At 66.5% G+C, this 23,415-nt stretch carries 14 protein-coding genes; 8 read left to right on the top strand and 6 right to left on the bottom strand.

Features of this window, described 5'->3' with window-relative positions:
* Nucleotides 1-10: 10 nt before the first annotated feature.
* A complete protein-coding gene (locus ASF32_RS01195) occupies nt 11-6,241 on the top strand; it encodes a type I polyketide synthase (protein ID WP_056422425.1) in 6,231 nt (2,076 codons plus the stop codon).
* A 78-nt stretch (nt 6,242-6,319) separates the two neighbouring features.
* Complete coding sequence (locus ASF32_RS01190; protein WP_056422422.1) at nt 6,320-7,174, top strand: FkbM family methyltransferase; 855 nt, start codon at nt 6,320-6,322, stop codon at nt 7,172-7,174.
* Here ASF32_RS01190 and ASF32_RS01185 read toward each other — a convergent pair.
* Nucleotides 7,152-8,690, bottom strand: coding sequence for a right-handed parallel beta-helix repeat-containing protein (locus ASF32_RS01185; protein WP_156467628.1), 1,539 nt, complete (start codon nt 8,688-8,690; stop codon nt 7,152-7,154). The genes ASF32_RS01190 and ASF32_RS01185 overlap by 23 nt on opposite strands.
* Nucleotides 8,691-9,022: 332 nt before the next feature.
* Here ASF32_RS01185 and ASF32_RS01180 point away from each other — a divergent pair, with 332 nt between their 5' ends.
* Nucleotides 9,023-11,215: a polysaccharide biosynthesis tyrosine autokinase gene (locus ASF32_RS01180; RefSeq protein ID WP_056423263.1), complete on the top strand. Its 2,193-nt coding sequence runs from the start codon at nt 9,023-9,025 to the stop codon at nt 11,213-11,215.
* Nucleotides 11,216-11,399: 184 nt separating this feature from the next.
* Entirely contained in the window at nt 11,400-12,755 is a 1,356-nt protein-coding gene (locus ASF32_RS01175; protein WP_056422414.1) for a polysaccharide biosynthesis C-terminal domain-containing protein, read from the top strand.
* Nucleotides 12,756-13,072: 317 nt separating this feature from the next.
* Here the strand turns inward: ASF32_RS01175 and ASF32_RS01170 are convergent, their stop codons facing one another.
* Complete coding sequence (locus tag ASF32_RS01170; RefSeq protein ID WP_056422411.1) at nt 13,073-13,801, bottom strand: Crp/Fnr family transcriptional regulator; 729 nt, start codon at nt 13,799-13,801, stop codon at nt 13,073-13,075.
* Nucleotides 13,802-14,156: 355 nt separating this feature from the next.
* Complete coding sequence (locus tag ASF32_RS01165; RefSeq protein ID WP_056422408.1) at nt 14,157-15,425, bottom strand: polysaccharide biosynthesis/export family protein; 1,269 nt, start codon at nt 15,423-15,425, stop codon at nt 14,157-14,159.
* 395 nt (nt 15,426-15,820) lie between these two features.
* Here ASF32_RS01165 and ASF32_RS01160 point away from each other — a divergent pair, with 395 nt between their 5' ends.
* The 3 genes from ASF32_RS01160 (at nt 15,821) to ASF32_RS01150 (ending at nt 19,313) form a co-directional block, all read left to right on the top strand.
* The gene (locus ASF32_RS01160) at nt 15,821-16,822 is read left to right on the top strand and encodes a UDP-glucuronic acid decarboxylase family protein (protein ID WP_056422405.1); all 1,002 of its coding nucleotides are present in this window, start codon (nt 15,821-15,823) and stop codon (nt 16,820-16,822) included.
* Nucleotides 16,822-17,751 (top strand): WecB/TagA/CpsF family glycosyltransferase, encoded by a 930-nt coding sequence (locus ASF32_RS01155; protein ID WP_082470607.1) that lies wholly within the window; start codon nt 16,822-16,824, stop codon nt 17,749-17,751. Before ASF32_RS01160 ends, ASF32_RS01155 begins: the two co-directional genes overlap by 1 nt.
* A 104-nt stretch (nt 17,752-17,855) precedes the next feature.
* The gene (locus tag ASF32_RS01150) at nt 17,856-19,313 is read left to right on the top strand and encodes a sugar transferase (RefSeq protein WP_056423257.1); all 1,458 of its coding nucleotides are present in this window, start codon (nt 17,856-17,858) and stop codon (nt 19,311-19,313) included.
* Nucleotides 19,314-19,695: 382 nt separating this feature from the next.
* On the opposite strand, the gene queC is transcribed toward ASF32_RS01150, so the two are convergent.
* The 3 genes from queC to queE are packed head-to-tail and all read right to left on the bottom strand — an operon-like array spanning nt 19,696 to nt 21,489.
* On the bottom strand, nt 19,696-20,454 hold the full coding sequence (queC, locus tag ASF32_RS01145; RefSeq protein WP_056422403.1) for a 7-cyano-7-deazaguanine synthase QueC: 759 nt from the start codon (nt 20,452-20,454) through the stop codon (nt 19,696-19,698).
* Between the two features lie 2 nt (nt 20,455-20,456).
* On the bottom strand, nt 20,457-20,810 hold the full coding sequence (gene queD, locus ASF32_RS01140) for a 6-carboxytetrahydropterin synthase QueD (RefSeq protein WP_056422399.1): 354 nt from the start codon (nt 20,808-20,810) through the stop codon (nt 20,457-20,459).
* A 46-nt stretch (nt 20,811-20,856) separates the two neighbouring features.
* Nucleotides 20,857-21,489: a 7-carboxy-7-deazaguanine synthase gene (queE, locus tag ASF32_RS01135; RefSeq protein ID WP_056422393.1), complete on the bottom strand. Its 633-nt coding sequence runs from the start codon at nt 21,487-21,489 to the stop codon at nt 20,857-20,859.
* A 382-nt stretch (nt 21,490-21,871) separates the two neighbouring features.
* Here queE and ASF32_RS01130 point away from each other — a divergent pair, with 382 nt between their 5' ends.
* Nucleotides 21,872-23,395: a D-alanyl-D-alanine carboxypeptidase family protein gene (locus tag ASF32_RS01130; protein ID WP_056422390.1), complete on the top strand. Its 1,524-nt coding sequence runs from the start codon at nt 21,872-21,874 to the stop codon at nt 23,393-23,395.
* Nucleotides 23,396-23,415 lie beyond the last annotated feature (20 nt).

Below are 23,415 nucleotides of genomic sequence, written 5' to 3'. Positions count from 1 at the left end.
GAGGTACGTCATGATTTCGCCGACCCCTGAAACGGCAGATGATGCAACCGGCAGGATCGCCATCGTCGGCATGGCGGGGCGGTTTCCGGACGCGGCCACGACGGGCGACCTCTGGCGCCTGCTGAGGGCGGGGCGCGAAGCGACGCATTGGTTCAGTGACGAGGAGCTGCTGGCCTCCGGTGTCTCGGCCACGCATCTGCGCGACCCGCGCTACGTGAAGGCCGGAATGGTCCTGCCCGACATGGAAGCGTTCGATGCGGGATTTTTCGGCCTGAGCCCTCGGGAGGCGGCCATTCTCGACCCCCAGCACCGCCATTTCCTCGAATGTACCTGGGAGGCGCTGGAGGATGCAGGCCATTGTCCCGAGACGTTCGCGGGAGCCATCGGCGTTTTCGCGGGCTGCGGCATGCAGGCCTATTTCGCCAACAACCTGCTCACCAATGCCGAGCTCCTCGAACAGGTGGGGCTCTTCCTCCTGCGTCATACGGGCAACGACAAGGACTTCCTCGCGACCCGAGCCTCCTACCTCCTTAACCTGCAGGGGCCGAGCATCTCGGTGCAGACCGCCTGCTCCACATCCTTGGTGGCGGTCCATTTCGCGATCCAGAGCCTACTGTCGGGCGAGTGCGACATGGCCTTGGCAGGCGGCGTGACCATCGAGGTGCCGCACCGACAGGGCTACCGGGCCGCCGAAGGCGAGATTCTATCGCCGGACGGGCATTGCCGTGCCTTCGACGACGAGGCCAACGGCACCCTCTTCGGCAGCGGGGCCGGTATCGTGGCCCTGCGCCGCCTGGAAGACGCCATCGCCGCCGGCGACCACATCTATGCGGTCATCTGCGGATCTGCCGTCAACAACGACGGCTCGACCAAGGCCGGCTACCTCGCGCCCAGCGTCGAGGGGCAGGCACGCGCGGCGGCCGAGGCTCTCGCCGTCGGGGGGATCGACCCCGGCAGCGTCAGCTACATCGAAGCCCACGGCACCGGCACGCCCGTGGGCGACCCCATCGAACTCGCGGCCCTGAGCGAGGCCTATTCCGTTCCCGGCCGGCGCCAGTTCTGCGGCATCGGCTCGCTGAAGACCAATATCGGGCATCTCGACACGGCGGCCGGGGTGGCGGGCCTGATCAAGGTCGCCCTGGCGATGCATCACGAGGAACTGCCCGCGAGCCTGAACTGCGCGCGGCCCAATGGCCGGTTCGATTTTTCCGCGAGCCCGTTCTCCGTGGTCACGTCGGCCAGGCCCTGGCCCCGCACCGGCACGCCCCGGCGCGCCGCGGTGAACTCCCTCGGGGTCGGCGGCACCAACGCCCATGTCATCCTGGAAGAGGCCCCTGCCGCGCCTGTGCCGGGTCCCGCGCGGGACTGGCAGATTCTCGCCCTCTCGGCACGGACCGCCGAGGCCCTCGACGGGGCGAAACGCAAATGGCGGGAGGCGCTGGCCGATCCCTCGCCGGATCTCACCCTGGCGAACGCGGCCTTCACCACCCAGACCGGCCGCCGCGCCTTCCCGCATCGCTGCGCCGTCATCGCCCGCGATCGCGCGGGGGCGTGCGAGATCCTGGCCAGTCACACGCATCGCCGCATGGGCACGGGGAGCGTCGGCGCCGGGACCGTCGGGGCGGTCTTCATGTTCCCCGGCGGCGGGGCGCAGTATCCCGGCATGGGCCGCGATCTCTACCGGGAGGTCCCGGCCTTTCGGGAGGCGCTGGAGGCCTGTCTGGCGCTGCTGCCGCCCGATGCCCCGGACGGCCTGCGGGCGCTGCTCCTCGACAGCGCACCGGGCGATGCCGCCGCCGCCGCCCTCCTCGCGCGGCCGCGCTACACCATCCCGGCCCTGTTCATCGTAGAATACGCCACGGCGCGCATGATGCTCGCCTGGAACATCCGCCCCGCCGCCGTGATCGGGCACAGCATGGGCGAGTATGCCGCCGCCTGCATCGCCGGCGTGATGTCCCTCGCCGATGCCCTGTCCGTCGTCGTCCTGCGCGGGCAGATCTTCGAAGCCGCGCCCGCGGGCGCCATGCTGGCGGTGTCGCTACCCTCGGCCGAGCTGCGCGACCGGATCGGCGACGCTCTCGACATCGCGGCGGAGAACGCCGCGACGCTCACGGTGGCGACCGGCTCCGTCCACGAGATCGCCGCCCTCGAACGGCGGCTGGCGGAGGACGGGATCGAGTTCCGCCGCCTGCGCATCGACGTCGCCGCTCATTCGCGCATGCACGATCCCTTCCTCGACCGGTTTCGCGCATGCCTGGCATCGATCGCCCTCCACGAGCCCACGCTTCCCTTCGTCTCGAACCTAAGCGGCGCCTTCGTCGGTCCGGGTGAACTCACGCGGCCGGACTATTGGGTGTCGCATCTCAGGCAGACGGTCCGCTTCGCGGCCGGCGTTTCGGCGATCCTGGCCGAGCCGGACCGGGTGCTCCTCGAGATCGGGCCGGGCCACAGCCTCGGTGCCCTCGCGCGTCTCGCGGAGGGCGGGGGCTTCGCGCCTCTGGCCATCGCCCCGACCATGGGCCAGCCGGGGGACACGGAATCGGACGTCTGCGTCGCGCTGACCGCGATCGGCAAGCTCTGGGCCTGCGGCCATGCCGTCGATTGGGCGGCGATCCGAGGCGGCGATGCGCGCCGTGTGTCCGCGCCGACCTACGCCTTCGAGAAGCATAGGCATTGGATCGAGCCGACGCGGTCGGCTGCGACGCCGGTCGTCGCCGAGGCCGAGGCGCCCGTGCTGCAGCGCCTCGACGCGATGGAAAACTGGTTTTCGGTGCCGCAATGGTTGCCTGCGTCGGTCGCGCCGAACCGGGCCACGCCGGACCGGACATGGCTGGTCTTCGCCGACGCGTCGCGCCTGAGCACCGCGATCCTGACGGCTCTCGAAAACCGGGGCGCCAGCGTGGCGGTCGTGCGCTCCGGCGAAACCTTCACCGTCCGCAACCGCCTGTTCCAGTTGCGGCCCGACCAGCCGACCCAATACCGGGACCTGATCACGGCCCTCGACCGCGAAGGAATGGCGCCGGATCACATCCTCCACCTCTGGTCGATGAGCATGCCCGACCCGTCCCTGGATCGCCCCTCGGCCGAACAGGTGCTGGGTTTCGACAGCCTTCTCTCCCTCTGCCAGGCGATGCAATATTGCGACGTCGCTTCGCCCAAGCGCCTGACCATCGTGACGCGGGAGAGCCAGTCGCCCCCGAACCATGCGGCCCGCCACCCGGAGCGCGCGACCCTCCTCGGCTTGTGCCGTGTCCTGCCCCGCGAGATGCCGGGCCTGGCGACGCAGGTCATCGATCTCGGCGGCGAGGATGGCCCCATCCGCGACGTGGATCCGGTGGCGGAGGCCGCCCGTGTCCTCGCGGAATGCGATGCGGAGCACGGCGTCGATTTGGTGGCTCATCGCGCCGGCATACGCCTGGTTCAGCGGATGGTCCCGGCGCGGATCGAGCATCCTGCCGGGCTACCGCACCGCCTGCGCCAGAGCGGCGTCTATCTCATCACCGGCGGTTTCGGCGGACTCGGCCTCACCCTCGCTGCGTGGCTGGTGAGCGACGTGAAGGCGCGCCTCGTGTTGGTGGGGCGCAATGCCTCCGCGCATGCGGCAGCGATCCACACTCTGGAGGCGGAGGGAGCCGAGATCCTGTCGCTGAGCGCCGATGTGACCGACCACGCTGCCATGGAGCGGGTGATCACCGCCGCGCGGAAGCGTTTTGGCGCGATCCACGGGGTCTTCCATGCTGCGGGCTCCATCGACGACGGCCCAATCTTGGAAAAGACCCTGGAATCCAGTCGTCGGGTCATGGCGCCGAAACTGGCCGGCGGTTTGGTCCTCGATGCACTGCTACCGCAGGGAAGCCTCGATCTGTTCGCGGTGTTCTCGTCCACCAGCGCCCAGATCGGGCCTCCCGGACAGATCGATTACGCCGCCGCCAACACCGCCCTGGACGCCCTGGCCGCCCGCCGTAGCGATGGCCTGTCGGTGGCATGGGGAATCTGGGGCGACATCGGCATGGCGGCCCGGATCCACGGGGGGGCGTCCCTGTCCGGTACCCCGGAAGGGCACCCGCTCCTCGGGGCCGAGACGGGTCGCACCGAGACCACCATCACCTTTCAGGCGCTCTACGATCCTGCGCACATGTGGGTCCTGGCGGAGCACGTCCTCGACGGACGTCCGATCCTGCCCGGCGCGGCCTATGCCGAGATCGCTTTGGCCGCCGCCACGGCGGGGTTCGCATCGACGGGTGTCGACCTGCGCGGGCTCACCGTCGATCTTCCCCTCGTGTTCGAACCTGGGGTGAAGCGTCTCGTACGGACGACGCTCACGGTCCTTGCTAGCGGCGGGTACAGAATGTCTGTCGAGAGCCGCCCCCTCCTGGGCGAAGAATGGGTCGAGCATGCGCGCGCCACCCTGTGGCCGGGATCGGCCCTGCCCTGGGCTGTCCGGAGGGTGGCCCGCCGGGCGGCGCGTCGGGAAGGGGCGCACGCGCTTCCGGGCCTTGGTTTTCCGCAGGGTGAGACCGTGACGTTCGGGCCGCGCTGGCACACGATACGCTGGATCGAGCGCGGTGATTGGGAGGCCGTGGCCGAACTGGAACTGCCCGCCGAGTTCGCTGCCGACCTCGACGGCATCACGGCGCACCCTGCGCTCACGGATCTCGCGACCACCTTCGGGCTGCATCTCCTCGCGCCCCCGGCCGACGACATGGTCTACGTCCCTACGTCGATCGAGCGCATGCGGCTTCCCCCGGGGCGCTGGCCTCGCCGAATCCGCAGTCACGTACGACTGACGGCGCTTCAGCACGGTGCCTCCGCTCGGTTCGACGTGGTGATCGGCGACGTGAACGGGGTACCGCTCGCCGTGTTCGAGGACTTCACCCTGCAGAGCGTGTCCCGATCGGTGAAGTCCTCGCAGGCAGATGCCCGTCCGCCGAGCCTGGAGGCGCGGCTCAATGCCGGCATCATGGCGGCCGACGCTCCCGAACTGCTCCGCCGGGTGCTCGACTGCCGGGGCGCCGGGATCGTGGCCTCGTCGATCGCCCTGTCAGACCTGCGCCGGGAAACCCTTGCAGCCATTCGTCCGAAAACGATGTCGGCGCAGCGTTCGGCCAAGCCGGTCGGCGGCGATCTCGACTACGCGAACGCTCTCGAGCGTCAGATCGCCGGATACTGGGCGGACCTGCTCGGCATCGCCGTCGTGCGTCCCCAGGACGACTTTTTCGAGCTTGGCGGTTTTTCCTTGCTGGCAGTGCGGTTGTTTGCCCGGATCCGCAAGAATCACGACGTGGATCTGCCGATCGCCACCCTGTTTCGTGCATCGACCCTGCGCCAATTAGCGACTTTGGTCGGCGGAATGGTCGCGCCGGAACCCACGGACGAGGGCACCGCCGGGGGAGGCGAGCCGGACAAGGTGCTGGTCATGCCGTCCGTCGCCTGGTCGCCTTTGGTGGAGATCTGCCGGGGCGTCCCCACCCGTGCCCCGATCTTCTGCATCCATGGCGGCCAGGGCAACGTCCTCAACTTCGAGAAGCTGAGCCGGCGCCTCGGCCGGGACCAGCCCTTCTACGGATTGCAGGCGCGCGGTGCCGACGGGCGGCTCGCGCCGCTGGAATCCATTGAGGAGATGGCGGCCTCCTACATCGCGGCCATCCGCGAGGTCGATGCGCACGGTCCCTACCGGATCGCGGGTTATTCCGGTGGCGGGGTGATCGCCTACGAGGTCGCGCAGCAACTGACGCGCGCGGGCTATTCCATCGCGCTCCTGGTCCTCTTCGACACTCTGTCGACCACCAGCGTCGCGCAGCATCACAGCACGGTCGAGCGGCTCTGGGCGGTCCGCCGCTGGAGCCTCGGCTACACGCTGGGATGGCCGTCCCGCCTGATCGAGCGCCGCCGCCGCGCCGCGGAATTCGCGCGGGAGCGCTTCGACCCGAACGTCCCGATCCCCGACATGTACCGCGCGCAGTTCATCATGAACGCCTATCTCGTCGCGCAGAGCCGCTACACGCCCGAGCCCTATGCCGGGAGCATGCTGCTGTTCCGCTCGACGGATGCGTATGTCCCCTATCTCCTCGCCGGCCCGGATCTCGGCTGGGGCGGTCTCGTCCGGGGGGGGATCGACATCCACAAGATCGCGGCGACGCACGAGACGCTGTTCCAGGAGCCCGCCGTCGACAAGCTCGCCGCCATCCTCCGGCGCAGGCTCGACGGCCTGATGCATTATCCCGTGCGCAAGAGCGCCTGATCCGGGGACCGCATCGTCCGTCGGTACCGTCCCGTTCCGCGATGGACGACACCCCGTTGCCCGGCAGGGAGACCGAAGATGGATTTCGTCGATCGCGCCTACAGGCACTACAGCGACGTCAAGCAACTCGGCCTGCCCGTGCTCCTGCGCGGGCTGCACCGCCGCGCATCCTCCCGCGGGGCCCGTCTGGTCCGGACGATCCACGGTGCGTTCTACATCCGGCCGCACACGTCGGACATGGAGGTGCTGAGATCCGTCTTCGGCCGCATGATCTACGACCTCGACCGGGTCCGCCAGGGGGCGGCCACCCGGAGCGAGTACGAGCGGATCTGCGCGGCGGGACACACGCCGATCATCATCGACGGAGGCGCCAATGTGGGAATCGCGGCGCGCTATTTCGCGCGGGCCTATCCGAGGGCGGTCGTGCTGGCGGTGGAGCCGGACGAGGACAACCTCGTCGTCTGCCGGCAGAACACCGAGGTCTGCGCCAATATCTGCGTCGTCCCCACCGCCCTCGGCGGCCGGAGCGGCTGCGTGAACCTCGAACACGGCAACGGCAACGCCGACAGGGGACGGACCGAGCGCTCCGACCACGGCATCCCCATCACCGTCATCGCGGAACTCAAGGACCTGATCCCCAATGGCGAGTTGCTGATCGTCAAGATCGATGTCGAGGGCTTCGAGAAGGACGTGTTCTCCGGCGAGATCGGCTGGGTCTCCGAGCCGCATGCGATCATCGTCGAACCGCACGACTGGATGCTGCCGGGCGACGGAACCAGCTTTCCGCTGCAGGACATCCTCCTGCGCGAGCGGCGGGAGATGATCTTGTCGGGCCACAACCTGATGCTCTTCAAGTCCCGCGCCGCATCCGCGAGGGGCGACACGTCGCGCTGGCCGACGAGGGGGCTTCTCAAGGTGGTGCCGTCCGCGTGACGAGGCGGCCGAGCTTCTCCTGCCCGGCATCGCGAAAACCGGCATAGTCGATGGGCGTCCGCCCCCAGATGAAGACCGGCTTCACGTCGGCGGGCGCGGCGTAGGTGTTCCTGTCGAAACTGTTGCCGCCCTCCTCGATGATTCGGGCATTCGGGGCGGCCTCGTTCGTATCCGTGACGCCGCCGGCGCTGCCCCTGCCGGTGAACAGGATCCGGTTGTCGTGGACGCGGTTTCCGGTCGTCCTGTAGAAGCCGCCGCCGTCCTTCTCGCGGCCCTGGTCGACGAGCACGATGGCGCGGCCGTCGGGCCGGACGGTGATGGTGTTGTCGAAGACTTCGACGCCGCTCGAGGCCGCCACTTGGATGTCGGCCCCCCAGAACCAGACCGGATGGCCCGCGCCGTTGAAGCGCAGCGTATTCCCGCGGATCACGGCGTCGTAGGAGATCTCGAAGAAGATCCCGGCGGTGGAATTGTTCTCCACCGTATTCTTCTCGAACAGGACGTCGCGGCAATCGATGTCGCACCAGAGGCCCGGACCCGCATTGTCGTGGACGCGGTTCCCGCGCAGGACCACCTCCTGGCTCTGGGTGATCTTGAGGCCGCCGGCCTCCCATTCGGGGTCGAAGCCGGCCGTGTTGTTCCAAGCGATGCGGTTGTTCTCGATCAGGATCCGCTGGCCTTGCGCGGCCGCGCCGAGCTGGCCGTTCCGCTCGATCGTGCTGCCGGTGATCGCCCCGTCGGAGCCCACATCGACGCCGAGCCCGGCATTCAGGCGGATCTGCGAATCCTCCACGCGCCACCCGGTGCCGTCGCCGCCGCGGATCGCCCCCATCTGGGTCGGCGTGTCGTATTTCTCCACGACGAGCCCCTTGATCCGCACATCGGCGGCCCGGCTGCGGAAGGCGAAGCGCGCCGCGCTGACCTCGACGCGGCGTCCCTCCGGGTTGTCGGCGAGGATCGCGCGGCCGGCCGCCGCCTCCACCACGTAACGTCCGGGACCGAGATCGCTGCGCGACGCGACGCGGGTGAGCGGCTGTCCGTCGAGGAACACGGCCAGCGACAGGAGGCAGAGCGAGCCGCCGCCGCGACACCGGCCAGCGCCCACATGGCGCGGGTACAATCCAGTGAGGGACCAGTACGGGCCCGCCCGTTCGAACTGCCGGACGATGCGCGAACCGTCGAGGACGCTGCCGGGCTCGCCGAGGAACGTCTGACCCCGCAAGGGCGCGATCTCCTGCATCCGATAGAGGCCGGCGCCGATGCAGATGGTCCCGCCCTCTCCGGCACGGATCGCGGCCCGCTGAATCGACTCGCCGGCGGCGACGCGCACGGCCTTGCCGGGGCAGCCGCCCTCCGCGCCCCCTCCCCGCGCCGGGTCGCTCCCCTGCCAGAGGATCAGCCCGGCGAGGGGCAGCGCATGGCGGAGCGCGCGCCACGTCATGGCTCCCGCCGTCCGGTGAGCGAAGTGCGCGACGGGGATCGCTGCCGGTGAGGGCTGTGCCGAGCGGTCATCCACCAGTTCGATCCTGCAGGGAGCAATTATCACCTTCCGTTACAGTTGCGGCCGGCACGAGATCTCGATGCCGCCGGCCCTGTACCGGTTTCTGCAAAACAGTGAGGGTTACTTCTCGCCGAAAGGAAGGTGAAAAACGGTCTAGAGCGCCGGGGCGAACGAATTAGTCCGTGATCTCACTTCCCAAGCCAAGTCGAAATCCCTCTCAATCACACCGACCAGACGGTAGATCGGCCGGATGGTGGATGAAAGCTCCGCCGTCATGGCCCGGATGCCCGGAAGACGGCCGATCCTCCGACCGGAGCGCCGCACATGCCACGATCAACGAGGACGGAATGAACCGGGTTCTGGACCACTCGAAGAGCGGGGTCAGCGTCGTGCTCCGCCAGACCTACGAAGCCCAGACCCTGGGGTTCCTCACCGCGATCCTCCGGCATCGCCGGGTGATCGTCGGGCTCGCCGCCGCCGCCTTGCTGCTCGCGACCGCCATCTGCTGGTCGCTGCCCGACAAGTACAGCGCCGAATCCCTGATCCAGGTCGATCTCAGCCGCGTCGCTGCCTCACAGGCCACGTCGCCGAACCAGCAGGCGGCGACCAGCCTCGATGCCGGGGCCATCGTCGAGAGCGAGGCGCGGGTGATCCGTTCGCTGGCCACCGTCAGACATGCGGTCGAGGACCTCAAGCTCCAGGACGACCCGGCCTTCGCGCGGGGGCCGGGCTTCGTCTCCCGCATCCTTTCCACGGTACTGCCCGGATCGGCGAAGGAGCCCGCCGATTCCACCGCCTCGGTGGAGGCGGTCACTCGCGAAGTCTCGCGGAACCTGACCGTGACCAACGACACGCGGGCCTACCTGATCAACGTGTCCTACAACTCGACCTCGCCGGAGCGTTCGGCGCGGATCGTCAACGCCGTGGTCGACGCCTATCTGCGCAACCGTCTGGAGATGGGGGTGGCGGCGGCCGAGCGGACGAGTACCTGGCTCGAGGAGCAGATCGGCGAGAGCCGGAGGGAACTCGAGAACGCCGAGGCTGCCGTCGATCGCTACAGGCGGCAGACCGGCTATGTGGAGGGCGGCACGCAGGGCATGAGCCTGCCGCAACAGGAGGTGCGCGATGCCGTGGCCCACCTCGCCGCCGCTCGCCAGACCCGGATCGCCGCCGAGGCGCGCCTGTCGCGGGCGCAGGAGGTCTTCGCCGCCGGCGGCACCCCATCGGCGCAGGACCTTTCCGGCGCGCCCCTGATCCAGAGGATGCTGGAGAGCGCGGAATCGGCCACGCGGGAATTCGCCAACGTCGCCGCGACCGGACCGCGTCATCCGGCTTACCTGCAGGCCAAGGCCAATATCGAGGCCGCGCAATCGCGGCTTCGCGAGGAGATCAAGCGCGCGATCGGCAATCTCGAGAGCGACGTCAAGGCGGCCACCGCCGACGAGGCGAACCTCGCCGACAGGGTCGACGTGCTGAAGGCGAACCTCGTCGAGGGAATGGGGCAGGACGCCAAGCTGCAGAGCCTGCAGACCAACGCGGTGGCCATCCGCGAGCGCCTCAAGTTGCTCAGCGACGGCCATGCCCAGGCGCTGGCGCTCACGGGAATGAAGTCGTCGACCACGCAGATCGTCATGGCGGCCAAGCCTGTGACGGTCCCGTCGGGGCCGAACCGACTCATGCTGATCTGCCTCAGCGTCCTCGGGGCGAGCGGCGTGGGGATCGGCTACGCCGTGATGATGGACCGGCGCGACACAGGCTTCCGGTCCGATGCCGAGATCGCGCACGAAACCTCCCACCGCTGCCTCGGGATGGTACCGGAACTCACCGGAAGCTCGTCGACCGCCGAGGTCCGGATGTTCGACGAATCGATACGCCTCATCAGCGCATCGCTCACCGGAGCCCGCGCCCTGGCCGAGCCCCGGGTCGTCATGGTGACGTCCTCGGTACCCGGCGAGGGCAAGTCGCTTCTCTGCATGGCGATGGCGAGTCTCCTGGCTCAGCGCGGCATCCGGACCCTCGTGATCGACAGCACGCCGCGCCGCTACGCGGAGGCCGACCAGCCCAGCCTCGAGGATGTCGTGTTCGGCAACCCGGCGGGATTCCCAATGCGGAACGACCCCGGCAGGGTCGTGGTGCTGCATCGCGCCGAGAACGGCGACTCGCACGACCTCTTCCTGACGCCGGCTTTCGAGAGTTTCATAGAGCGGGCTCGAGAGAACTTCGATCTCGTCCTCATCGAGGCTCCCCCGGTGATGCTGTCCATCGATGTCCTGACGATGGGCGGTCTCGCCGACGTCACGGTCATGGCCGTTCACTGGAACCGGACCCCGCGCGAGACGGTCCAGGCGGCGTTGCGGCGGCTGCAGGACAATTCCGTGCGCCTGCGCGGCCTGGTCCTGACGCATGTCAACCTGACGGAGCACAAGGACTTCCGCGTGGTCGACCAATGCTCCCACTACAACGATTACCGGGGGCATTTCGAGGAAGCAGGGTCGCATCACCCCCGCGGCAACCTGCTGCCGTCCAAGCTGTCCTCATAGGACCGGCCCAACGGGCCCGTTCCCTTTCTGCACGACTTCTTCTCGGCGGCCATCCAGCGGATGTCGATCATGGCTTCGATCATCATCGTGTTCACGCCTGTCGGTGGAGGCGGCGCGCCGCTGTCCCGCGCGGCCGTGGCCTGCCCGACGCCGTCGGCGGTGGAGCCGGCCGGTGCTCGCTAGAGTGCGGGCTGCACGGATCGCCTGGCCCCTGATCGATCAAGGCGTCGCGAGCCTCGGCAACTTCCTGTTCACGATCGCCCTCGCGCGGACATTGCCGCCGCAGGAATACGGTGCCTTCGCGCTGCTCTTCGGGATCCTGATGATCCTCTACACCGTCATGGCGTCGGTGCTGTTCTATCCGATGTCGGTCCTGGCCGATCCCGCGGACAGGGACCGCATCGGCGAACTGATGAGCGTGAGCTTCATCCTTCTCGTCGGCCTGTGCGTTCCGGCCGGTCTCGTCCTGGCCGTCACGGCCTTCCTCATCGGCCGGCCGGATCTCATCGCGGCTCTGCTCGTCTACTTCTTGGTCTGGCAGGTGCAGGAGGCGTTCCGGCGCTACCTGTTCGTGGAACTGCGCTTCGGAGCCGCCGTCCCCGGCGAGATCGTCAGCTATATGGGGCAGATCCTGATCGCCCTCTGGCTCGCGCTCCGGGGTGACCTGACCCTGGAGACCGCCCTCTATGCCATGACCGTCACATCGGCGGCGGCGGCCGTCCTCCAGGGGATACAAGTGGGGTTCTCCCTGCGCCGGCATGCGATGACCCGCATCCGGACCGTCGCCCTGGAATTCTGGCGCCTCGGCGGATGGGCGCTGGCGAACAACCTCTGCGCCGCCCTGCGGGTCCAGTTCCTGTTCTGGTTCCTGGCCGCCCTGTCCGGGGCCGCTCTGCCGGCGCTACTCCAGGCCGGCTTCAACATCGTCAACCTGCTCAACCCGCTCATGATTGGGCTCGGCAACGTCATCCTTCAGGTCTCCTCACGGGCGCATGCCGGGGGAAAGGCGGAGGCATGGCGCGCCACCCACCCCCTCGCTCTATCGGGGATGCCCATCGTGATCGTGTTTCTGGCGGCCATCGTGGCATTCCCCCACGAGGTGCTGGGCCTCATCTACGGCGCCCACTCGCCCTATGCGGACATCGCGACCCCGGTCCGGCTCCTTGCTATCGCGGCCCTCGCCGCGTTCGTGACGGACATCGTGTGCGCCTATTTCCACGGCGTCTCGCAAGCCAAACAGGCCCTGATCGTGAACGCGGCCGGGGCCGTGGCGACGATCCCGATCGCCATCCCGCTCATCATCGGGTTCGGCCTGAACGGAGCCTGCATCGCCCTCTGCCTCGCCAACGCCGTCCGCCTCGTCGTGCTTCACCTCCTCTTCACCAGGATGATCGCCACTGACACCGCCGACGCTTCCTCCGGCCGGGTGCGGGACCAGGCCGTCCCGGCCCGCTCCGCGGACGATCCGGGTGAGGCCATAGGCAACGCCGTGGCGTCACGCGTGGCTGCGCTGCCGGCCTCGAAACTGAGGCAGACCTGATCGGCGCTCACGCCGAATCCGGCACCGGCGGACGAGTGCGTCCGCCGGTGCCGCAGGGCCTCGCCGTACCTGTCCGACCAGCTTTTGCGAGGACTTCCATCCGGCCGACGCGCGAGGTGGGTCACTCCCATCCGAGAGCCTGATCGTCCGGCGCCCTTCGAGACCACTGCGCGCATCGGCGCTTTTGACATGCAGACCCAACGCGCCGTCAGGTCAATCGGCGCTGGTTCCGTCCGATGCTTGGCCTCGGCGCGTTCGGCGGGCACCCGCCGTCGCACGGGCAGAGGGTGATGAGTTCCCATCACCTCCGTCTGGTCTCAGATGAAGGGGCCGATCAGCCGTTCGTACTCGGCCTCGGCGAGACCATAGCTGTCTCCGGCCAGTTCGACGAGCTTGAGCCGGTCACGGATCGTGATCTGCCCGCGCCGCATCACGATCATGCGCGTGCGCTCCAGTTCGTGCAGGGCGACGGTGACACGCGGGCGGTGCATGCCGAGCATCAGCGCCAGCATCTCGTGAGTCATGACCACGCGGCCCTCATCGAGCCTGTCGCTAGCCAGGAGGAGGCAGAGCGCCAGGCGTTCCTCCACCGAATGGTGACGGTTGGCCAGCGCCATCTGGCTGGTCCAGAGGATGACGACCTGGACGTAGCGCAGAAGGATATCACGCAGAGCACTGCTCTGGGCCATCGCTTGGCGCAGGGCGCCCGCGCCGATCCGCAGGGCCCGGCCCGCCACGCGGACCTCCACGGTGAGCGGCGTATGCTCGATGCCAAGCACCAGGGCGGTGCTGACCATGCCGTCGCGCCCGACGACGGCGATCTCCACGGTGCCGCGTTCGGCGATGGCCATGGTCACGGACGCTAATCCGCTTTCGATGAAATAGGCGTGCGGGATGGGTTCGTTGGCGATGACGATCCGCTCGCCGACGACCAGAGCCACCTCCTCCAACTGCGGCAGCATCTGGTTGAAGACCTCGATGGGAAGCGCCCGCAGGAGACGGTTCTCGACCAATGGTGCCTGGAGTGGCTGGAGTCGTGAGTTCATCAATGACGCTCCGCCAAGCATCTCGCCTGTACTTTCAAGGAAATCGAAATCCGCGTAGGCGGGAGCTAGTATTCTGCAGGGTAATGAATAAAATTCCAGTACAATAATGCAATATTAAGTACTATAATTTCTGTAATAGAGCAATCTCTTTCAATGTGTTTGCAGGTGCGCCGCGTGTCTGAGCAGTTCGGGTGTCGAGGTGAAGCTGCGATACCGATACGTCCGAGGAAGTGTCCGGTGCCAGCCTGTGCCGATGTGGGTTCAGTAAGCAGTTGGCGGATCGCCGTCTCGGCATCGACGAGCCAGCGGCATCCGGGGCGAGCCGGTCTTCGCTGGGAAGAGTCTGCGTCTTGGATCAGCGCGGGGGGAGGGCGCCCGGTTCGGGTAGGACAAGGCTCGTCCTGATCGATGCCGTCGGCGGCTCGCGACGCACATCGATGATGTCGCCTGGCTGGAGGAGCGCCCGCTCATCGGCCTCGAAGGTTTCCGTCCGCTCTCCTACGGTTCGCGTGATGAAGACCTTTCGCGCCGGGGCGCCGGGGCTGGCGGCACCGAGCGTGCCGCCGGATTGGAGGCGCGCCTCCCGGATCTCGCGGGCGCTGGGCAGCTGCATCTCTACTTCGGTCAGGCGCGTGGTGACGTCCTGCAACTCGGTGAGGATTCGGCGATGATAGGTGTCGGTGAGTTCCTGCACCCTGAGTCCGAGATCACCGATCGCCAGGTCGAGCCGGGCGAGTTCGGAGTTCAGCCGAGCGATCGTACCCTTGTTCCGGGCCTCCTCCCGCTGCAGCTCGATGCCTTGGTATCGTCGTGCCAAGCCATTGCTGATGAGTTTCTCGTAATCTTCGAGATGGGACTGAATCAGCCGGAGTTGGGTTTCTTCTGCCTTCCGTTGCGCCTCGACGCCGCCGATCTCGGCCTCGATCCGCGGTTTCTGCGCTCGCAGCATCTCCGCGGATTGCACGAACGCACTCCGCTGCGCCTTCAGGATCCCGCGTTCCTCCGCAAGCAGGCGGGAGAAGCCCTCGTCGTGCCTGCTGCTGCGCGGTGGCGTGAAGTCCTCCCGGTCGTGTCGTTGCGCCTCCAGCCTCTCGCGCCGGAGCATCAATAGGCGCTGGGTCGCCTCCAGCACACGGACGCGCTCGTCGGAGCTGAGGAACTCCGTGCGTTGGGCGATCTGCGCCTGTTCGGGCAAGGCGAAGCCGCCGGCCAGGGCGATGCCGCTGAGGACCGAGGCGCCGTAGCGGAAGGGATAGCTCCCCGCCACGCGCACGTCGCCGAGGAGGTAGATCGGCCGCATCTCGGTGATGCGCAGGCTCACCACCGGCTGCTGCAGAAAGCCGTCGGCCAGATGGCTGACGATCTGCTTCTGCGCCTCCGGCAAGGTCATGGCGGACACGGAGACTTCACCCACCAGGGGTAGGAACAGAGCGCCGCTGCCATTGACCACGAACTCGCCCGACAGTTCGGCCTGCCCATAGACCGATAACCCGACCCGGTCGCCGGGCGCCAGGCGATAGGTCGAATCCTGGGCCAGCGCCGCCCCGCCGAGGGCGACCCATAGGACAAGCGCTGCGATGCGATGGGATACGCGCCCGGAGCGCGTCCGCTGATGCTGTTTCATCCTGGATCAACCGACCGCTCGTCTCGTGAGGCCCATCCCGCACGTTCGCCGATATTCTAAACGTCGGGAATTCGAGCTTCGGCATCGCCTTTCGGACAAGCTGGGTTCTACGACGAGGTAATCCTTTCGAAAATACGTATTTATGTGAAGGAAAAACAGTTATTCCTAATCCATTTCGCACGATTATTCGATAGTACTATTCCTTATTCGGGGCATGTGATTGTCAAATGCACCGGATGCGCCACTTGTAGTCAACGGTCATTGCCCGCCATGGTTCAACAACGCTCCGAGTTCCCGGCAAGGGAGCGGTAGGGCGAGATCACCGACGGAACGCTCATTCAACGCCCGGACGAGACCGTCGTCAGTCCAGGGAATGAGCCGGAGGGGCACCGACAATGAAGCGCATCCTCGTAACGGGTGGGGCCGGGTTCATAGGGTCTCATCTCTGTGGAAGGCTGATCAAACAGGGAAATGAAGTTCTCTGCGTCGATAATTTCCTGACAGGTGCGCGCTCGAACCTGGATAAACTGCTCACGCATCAATCCTTCGAGCTCCTTCGCCATGACGTGACGTTCCCGCTCTATGTGGAGGTCGACGAGATCTACAATCTCGCCTGTCCGGCTTCTCCGGTTCACTATCAGCGTGACCCCGTTCAGACGACGAAGACCAGCGTGATGGGTGCGATCAACATGCTTGGCCTGTCCAAGCGCCTCCATGCTCGCATCCTCCAGGCCTCGACCAGCGAGGTGTATGGCGATCCGGACGTTCATCCGCAGCCCGAGGGCTATTGCGGCCATGTCAGCATCGTCGGGCCGCGGGCTTGTTACGACGAGGGCAAACGCTGCGCCGAGACGCTGTTCCACGATTACCGGCGGCAGCACCGGATGTCGGTGCGCGTCGCGAGAATCTTCAACACTTACGGACCGAACATGCATCCGCAGGATGGTCGGGTCATCTCGAACTTCATTGTCCAAGCACTGACGCATCAGCCGATCACGATCTACGGCGACGGATCCCAGACGCGCTCGTTCTGCTACGTGGACGATCTCGTCGAAGGCTTGCTCCGGCTGATGGCGGTGGATGAGGAGCCCGGCGACGCGGTCAATCTCGGCAACCCTTCCGAGATCAACGTCCTCGCTCTGGCCGAACGCATTGTACAGCTGTGCAATTCGCGCTCGACCATCGAATGCCGACCCTTGCCGCAGGACGACCCGAAACGGCGTTGCCCCGACATCTCCCGCGCCCGCGAGAAGCTGAGATGGTCGCCGCGTGTCGATCTCGACACCGGTCTGGTGCGGACCATCGCGTATTTCGAAGCGAGGCTCATCCAGAAAGGTTCGCCGATTCACGCTCTGCGCGAATTGGCCCGTTCTGAACCCCTGACGCAGGCCGTGTGATGACCGACGATCTCTCGCCGACCGGCGCCGACCTGAATCGCTGGGCGCGATCCGTGCTCCCAGCGACTCACCTGCACTACGCGGTCGAGGCGATGGGGGGAGCATCGCCGGCCGCGGTGGAGCACCGGGAGTTGCCCCGCGCCGAGGTTCTCGGCCTTAAGGTCAGCGCGATCACCTTCGCGGATGCCCTCGCTGCCATCGATGCCTTCGTCCGCTCGCGGACGCCGCATTACGTCTGCATCACCGGCGCCCATGGGGTGATCGAGAGCCGGAGCGATCCGCGATTGCTTGCCATCCACAACGCGGCGGATCTCGTCACGCCGGATGGCATGCCGCTCGTCTGGATGTCGCGCTTGCTGGGCCACAAGGCGACCGAGCGAGTCTACGGCCCCGACCTGATGCGTGCCCTCACGGGCCTTTCTCCGGCGCGCGGCTATCGACATTTCTACTATGGCGGAGCGCCCGGCGTGGCCGAGGCGCTGAGCGCACGCCTTCAGGACGCGCATCCGGGGTTGTCCGTGGTCGGAACGTGCTGCCCTCCCTTTCGCAGTCTTTCGCGGGAGGAGGACGAGGCAGTGGTGGCGCAGATCAATGCCTCGCAGCCCGACATCGTCTGGGTCGGCCTCAGCACGCCCAAGCAGGAAAACTGGATGGTCTCGCATCTTGGGCGCATCGATGCGCCGGTGATGATCGGCGTCGGCGCCGCCTTCGATTTCCTGGCAGGCACCAAGCGCCAGGCCCCGGTCTGGATGCAGAAGCGGGGCCTCGAATGGCTGTTTCGTCTCGTTACCGAACCGAGGCGGCTCTTCGCCCGCTACATGAAGATCGTACCCCTGTTTCTTCTGCTGGCCGCCGGCCAACTTTTGAGGCGCTGGTTCGCTGCTCGCTTCCGGGGGGGAGCCTCACCGGCGCCTCATCGTCCCGGGTGATGCCTGCTCCTGCGCCGTGCCGGGTTTTTAGCCTAGTCGCGACGGTGTCCCGCCTCCTCTCGTTCCAAGGCCAGCATGGCCTCGCGCTTCCGGAATGGCTTCCCATGAGCACCACCGACAGCATCGTTCTCGTGGGCCCTACGGTCGAGCGTACCGTGCCGGTGCGAGCAGAACTCCGGCCGGGACGGCGGCGGGCAATCGTCACCGCCGTTCTGGTCGGAGGCGACCTGTTCTTTTCCGGATTGGCCGGTCTGTTTCCCCAACTGATCACCGGCTGGCTACCTGCCGAGCATTGGCTTGGATCGTCTACCCCGGTGCCGATTCCCCCGGTTGCTCTTGTGTTCGTCCTGGCGGCGTTCGGGCTCTATTCCAGCTACGGGCCGAGCCCGCCGGAGCGGTTCCGGCTACGCGTTCTCGGTATCGGAATCTACGCGATCGGCTGCCTGCTGGTCGCAAGCGCTCTCGGGACATCCGCGCGTGGCGTCGCCGATATCGCGGTGGTGTCGGCGCTCCTCATCGTGATCGGGTTCTATGGTGAATCCGCGCTGAGGAGCGCACTGATCCGCTGGAAGCTTTGGGGGGCTCTCACCGTGATCGTGGGGGCCGACACTGCCGGACGCGATCTGGCCAATACGCTTCTCGCCCAGCCGGAATTGGGGTTCCGTCCGGTGGGCTTCCTCGTCGAGCCTGGACAGGAGTCGATCCGGACGGAGGGACTGCCCGTCCTTGGCGGCATCGACGAGAGCCCGGCGGTGCCCGCGGAGGTCTTGCTGTTCTCGTCCTGCGCGACCCTTGCCCTGTATGATGGGAAAGGCACAGGCCAGCTTCCCGCTCCGCGCACCGTCCTGGTTCAGCAGATCCACGAGTTGCAGAACATGTGGGTCCAGGTTCAGCCTCTCGGCAGCGCCATCGGCCTGGAGATCCGGCGCGAACTTTACCGGTCGCGAAACCTGGCCCTCAAGAGGGTGATCGACTGCACGCTCGGAGGGATCGGCCTGATCCTCGCCCTGCCGGTGATCGCGATCCTCGCCGCGACGATCCGTGTACTCGATCCCGGCAGCCCGTTCTATGTCCAGATCCGCGTGGGACGAGACGGGCGACCCATCAGGGTCTTGAAGCTGCGGACCATGTATTCCGACGCCGAGCGCCGGCTGCATGCCCATCTCGAAGCCTGCCCGGCCGCCCGCGAGGAATGGAGGCGCTTCTTCAAACTCTCCGATGATCCGCGAATCTTGCCGAAGATCGGGAACTTCATCCGGCGAACGAGCCTGGATGAGCTGCCTCAGCTCTGGAATGTCGTGCGCGGCGATATGAGCCTCGTCGGCCCGAGGCCATTTCCCGCCTATCACATGGACGGGTTCGATTCCGATTTTCGAACTCTTCGCACCAGCGTCCCGCCCGGGCTGACTGGCCTATGGCAGATTTCGTCGAGAAGCGACGGAGATCTTGGGGTCCAGCGTAGCCAGGACACCTATTACATCCGCAACTGGTCACCCTGGCTCGACTTATACATCCTGCTCGCAACGGTCTCGGCCGTCCTTGGCGCCAAGGGTGCCCGGTAGCTTCCCACCGCCGTGACACGGTCATGTCCTTCGCTTTCGTCACGACTTTGTCTTGGTGGTGCGCTTGCCGTGAAGTTGATTTCCTTGAAGCAGGCCCTTGCGTGTCTGTGATCTAATTGGTCGAATGGTCATCCCATTCGATGCGTTGGCGTTTTTCGGGCCATAGAAATATACATATCAACCCAATGCTGCCGAACACGGACACAAGGGCGGAGATCCAAAATATGATTTCCAGCAAGGCACCCTCCGGTGCTGCAGTGGCACCGGATATCTTTTGCGGATGATGGATTGACTGTCAATTGCCCCGCGAATTCTATGGCGTCACGGTTGAAGTCTAGGAAGGCTGGTGACCATAGTCCTGGTTGGGACTGATTTCGCCAGTTCAAGCTTCAGGCGATTGGGGGGCGGTGAGGTCACCGGACGGACGGGCAGCGTTCGCCACCGCCTCGGCCACGAATTTCGCATGGCCCTTCGCGCGCAAGTCGCAGGCGGGGCAGGTGCCGCAGCCATAACCCCAGGCATGGCGCTGGCCACGCTCGCCGAGGTAGCAGGTATGGGTGTCCTCGACGATGAGGTCGACCAGCGGCGGACCACCGAGATCCTCCGCGAGTTTCCAAGTCTCGGCCTTATCGATCCACATCAGCGGGGTGTGGAGTACGAAGCGTCTGTCCATGCCGAGATTGAGGGCCACCTGAAGCGCCTTGATCGTATCGTCGCGGCAATCGGGATAGCCGGAATAATCCGTCTCGCACATGCCGCCGATGATGTGGCCGAGGGATCGCCGGTAGGCGAGAGCGGCGGCGAAGGTGAGGAAGATGATGTTTCGGCCGGGCACGAAGGTGTTGGGCAGCCCCCCCGCTTCGAAGGCGATCTCGGTGGTGCGGGTGAGGGCGGTTTCCGACACCTTTCCCAGCGCATCGAGCGAAATCGTGTGGTCGCGGCCGAGACGTCGGAACCAGCCTGACTTCATGCCGGCCATGCTCTGGCGCAAGGTCGCCCGCCGGTCGAGCTCGACCTTGTGGCGCTGGTTGTAGTCGAAGCCGAGGGTTTCCACCCGCGGGAACCGCTCCAGTGCCCAGGCTAGGCAGGTCGTGGAATCCTGCCCGCCGGAAAACAGGACCAGGGCGCCTTCGTCGTTCATCGTCAGCCTTCGTATTCTGCCCAGGACATCGGGGTCTCCAACACCTTGACCGAAGATAGGCCGGGCAGAGCCGGCTTCGTCCGATGCCAGATCCAGGCCGCGATGTTCTCTGCAGTGGGGTTCTCGAGCCCCTCGATCTCGTTGAGGCAGTAATGGTCGAGCTGGAGCAGGATCGGCGCGAAGGCATGCTCCACATCGAAGAAGTCGATGACCCAGCCGGTTTCGGCATCGACCTCCCCCGAGATCGTCAGCTCGACCCGGTAGGAATGCCCATGCATGCGATGGCAGCGATGGGTCTCCGGCACGTTGGGCAGGCGGTGCGCCGCCTCGAAGGTAAAGGCTTGGGTGATCTTCATCGACTGACTCTGGGGTTCTTCACGCGCTGACGTGACCGGTTCGGGATTACGGAATACCGATGATCTTGTGGGTCTGGAGCGACAGCCGCCAGCGCGCGTCTCGACGGCAATACTCCACCGCAGCCTGCGTATGGGCAACCCGGTCCGGCCCGTCCATGGGCTGGAGCCAATGGTGGCGGAAGCCGAGGGCGGCAAACAGATCGGGCATCGCCGCAGCCTGCGGATAGACGAGTTTCAGTTCGTGGCCCGTAGTCTGGACGAGGGCGTTGCCCGCCTTCGGGCTCACGCAGATCCAGTCGATCCCCTCGGGGGCCGCCAAGGTGCCGTTGGTCTCCACCGCGATCTCGAAGCCGCGCGCATGCACCGCCGCGATAAGTGCGGGGTCGAGCTGCAGCAACGGTTCGCCGCCAGTGAACACCACGTAATGATGGGAGGCGCCGCCCTCCCAGGTGGCGGCGATGGCGTCGGCCAAAGCCTCCGGCGTCGAGAAGCGTCCGCCGCCCTCGCCGTCCATGCCGATGAAATCCGTGTCGCAGAAGGTGCAGGCGGCCGTGGCGCGGTCCTCTTCGCGGCCGGACCAGAGATTGCAGCCGGAGAACCGGCAGAACACCGCGGCGCGGCCCGCTTGGGCCCCTTCACCCTGAAGGGTATGGAAGAGTTCCTTGACCGCGTAAGCCATCGATTCCTCGGCCGATCTCCTTGTGGAACCCGTATGGAATTCCGTCCCGCGATGGCGAACGGCCATCCTCAGCGCCTGAACGCGGTGAGACAGCCCATAGACTCACCGCCGCTCCGAGGCCATGGCGCAAGGCCCAACACATCCATGCACTTACGGCAACGTCGTTTCATGCCAACCGTGCGGCGCACCATGATCCTGGCTGCGCCGCCATGCTGTTGCCACGGAAACGGCGTTGATACCCTTGCCGGATCTCTCCTATGGGGAACGGTCGAGAGGACGATCGACGATTGGCAGCCCTCGCCAAAGCTCGGCCGTTGCGCTAACTTTTTCCGGACGCACCGGCCGTTATGGCGTCGGAGCGTTCCCAGCCGAGACAGGCCCGATGTCGAACCGAGTGTTGAGCCGCGTTGTCCTTGGTCTAGCGGTCGCGGCGGGACTTCTCGGATCAGGTGCGGCCGGCGCGGTGACGTCGCCTATCCTGGTGGTCGAGGTCGATTCGGGCAAGGTCGTCTACGCCCAGGGCGCCACCGACCCGTGGTTCCCCGCCTCCATAACCAAGCTGATGACCGCCTACGTCGCCCTGGACATGGTGCGGCAGGGTAAGGTCTCCCTCGATTCCCTCATCACGATCTCGCCCGCCGCGGCCGCGGAGCCGCCTTCGAAGATGGGGTTCCGGCCGGGTACGAAGCTGACCCTCGACAACGCCCTGAAGATCATCATGGTCAAGTCGGCGAACGACGTGGCCTGGGCGATCGGCGAAAATCTCGGCGGCTCGGTCGAAGGCTTCGCCGCCATCATGAACGAGACTTCCGCCCGAATCGGCATGCATGAAAGCCGCTGGACCAATCCGAACGGCCTGCCCGATGCGCGGCAATGGACCTCGGCCCGCGACATGGCAGTGCTCGGACGAGCGCTGATCCGCGATTTTCCCGAGAGCCGCGCGCTATTCTCCATAAGCGCCATCCAGTTCGGCAAGTCGATCATGGCGAACCATAACGGTCTGCTCGGGCGCTATGCCGGGGCCGACGGCATGAAGACCGGATTCATCTGTGCGGGTGGATTCAACGTGGTGGCGAGCGCCACTCGCAACGGCCGCCGTCTCATCACTGTTGTGATGGGCCAGCCGAGTGCGCGCGAGCGCGACCTGAAGGCCGCCGACCTGTTCGACCACGGGTTCAGCCAGTCCGCCGGCTGGACCGCCCAGACGCTCGATGCGCTGCCATCCTCGTCCATCTCCGAGCCGCCGGATATGCGTCCCTATATCTGCGACAAGCGTAGGCCGATGCCGGTCGACGAAGGGCCGGGGGCCATCGCCTCGCAGGCCGGCAACGAGAACGCTTCGATCCTGGCCGCCGCGGCACCGGTGGGCTCGGCCCTGGCCTTCGCGACGCTGAACAATGGCTCGATGAAGGGCCGCGCCCTGCCGCCGCGCGCCCCGCTGCAGCCCATCCTGGTCTGGATCGGCCGCGATCCGGCCGAAGGTGCCATTGCCCTGAACGAGCAGGCCGAGGCGGAGAAAGCCGAAAAGGCCGCCAAGCTCGCCGAACTCCGCAAGGCCAAGGTCGAGGCTGCGAACGCCAAGCGCGAAGCATCCAGGCTCACTAGGCCGGACGCGAAGTCAAAGGCTCCGAGTGGAAAGGTCGCCGTGCCTGCCAGCGCCAGCGCCTACGCTCCGGTGGAAATGACGCCTGTCATCGCAGGGGGCGGAAAGCCGTCGACCAAGGCTGAGGCCGGGAAAAAGCCTGCTGGAAAAGCCGTTGCAAAGCCGGGCCAAAAGACGTCGGATAAGCCCGCGGCGAAGGCTGAGGCCAAGCCCAGTGCAAAGCCTGGCGTCAATCCTGCAAAGAGCGCCACCAGGACGTCCGGTAACAATAAGACGTCCGCTGCCAGTTCGGCCGAGGATTGAGCCGGCGGCGTTGCCGGGGT

The sequence above is a fragment of the Methylobacterium sp. Leaf91 genome (assembly GCF_001422815.1).
Classification (GTDB): domain Bacteria; phylum Pseudomonadota; class Alphaproteobacteria; order Rhizobiales; family Beijerinckiaceae; genus Methylobacterium.
This window is presented reverse-complemented; position numbering and strand designations above follow the sequence as displayed.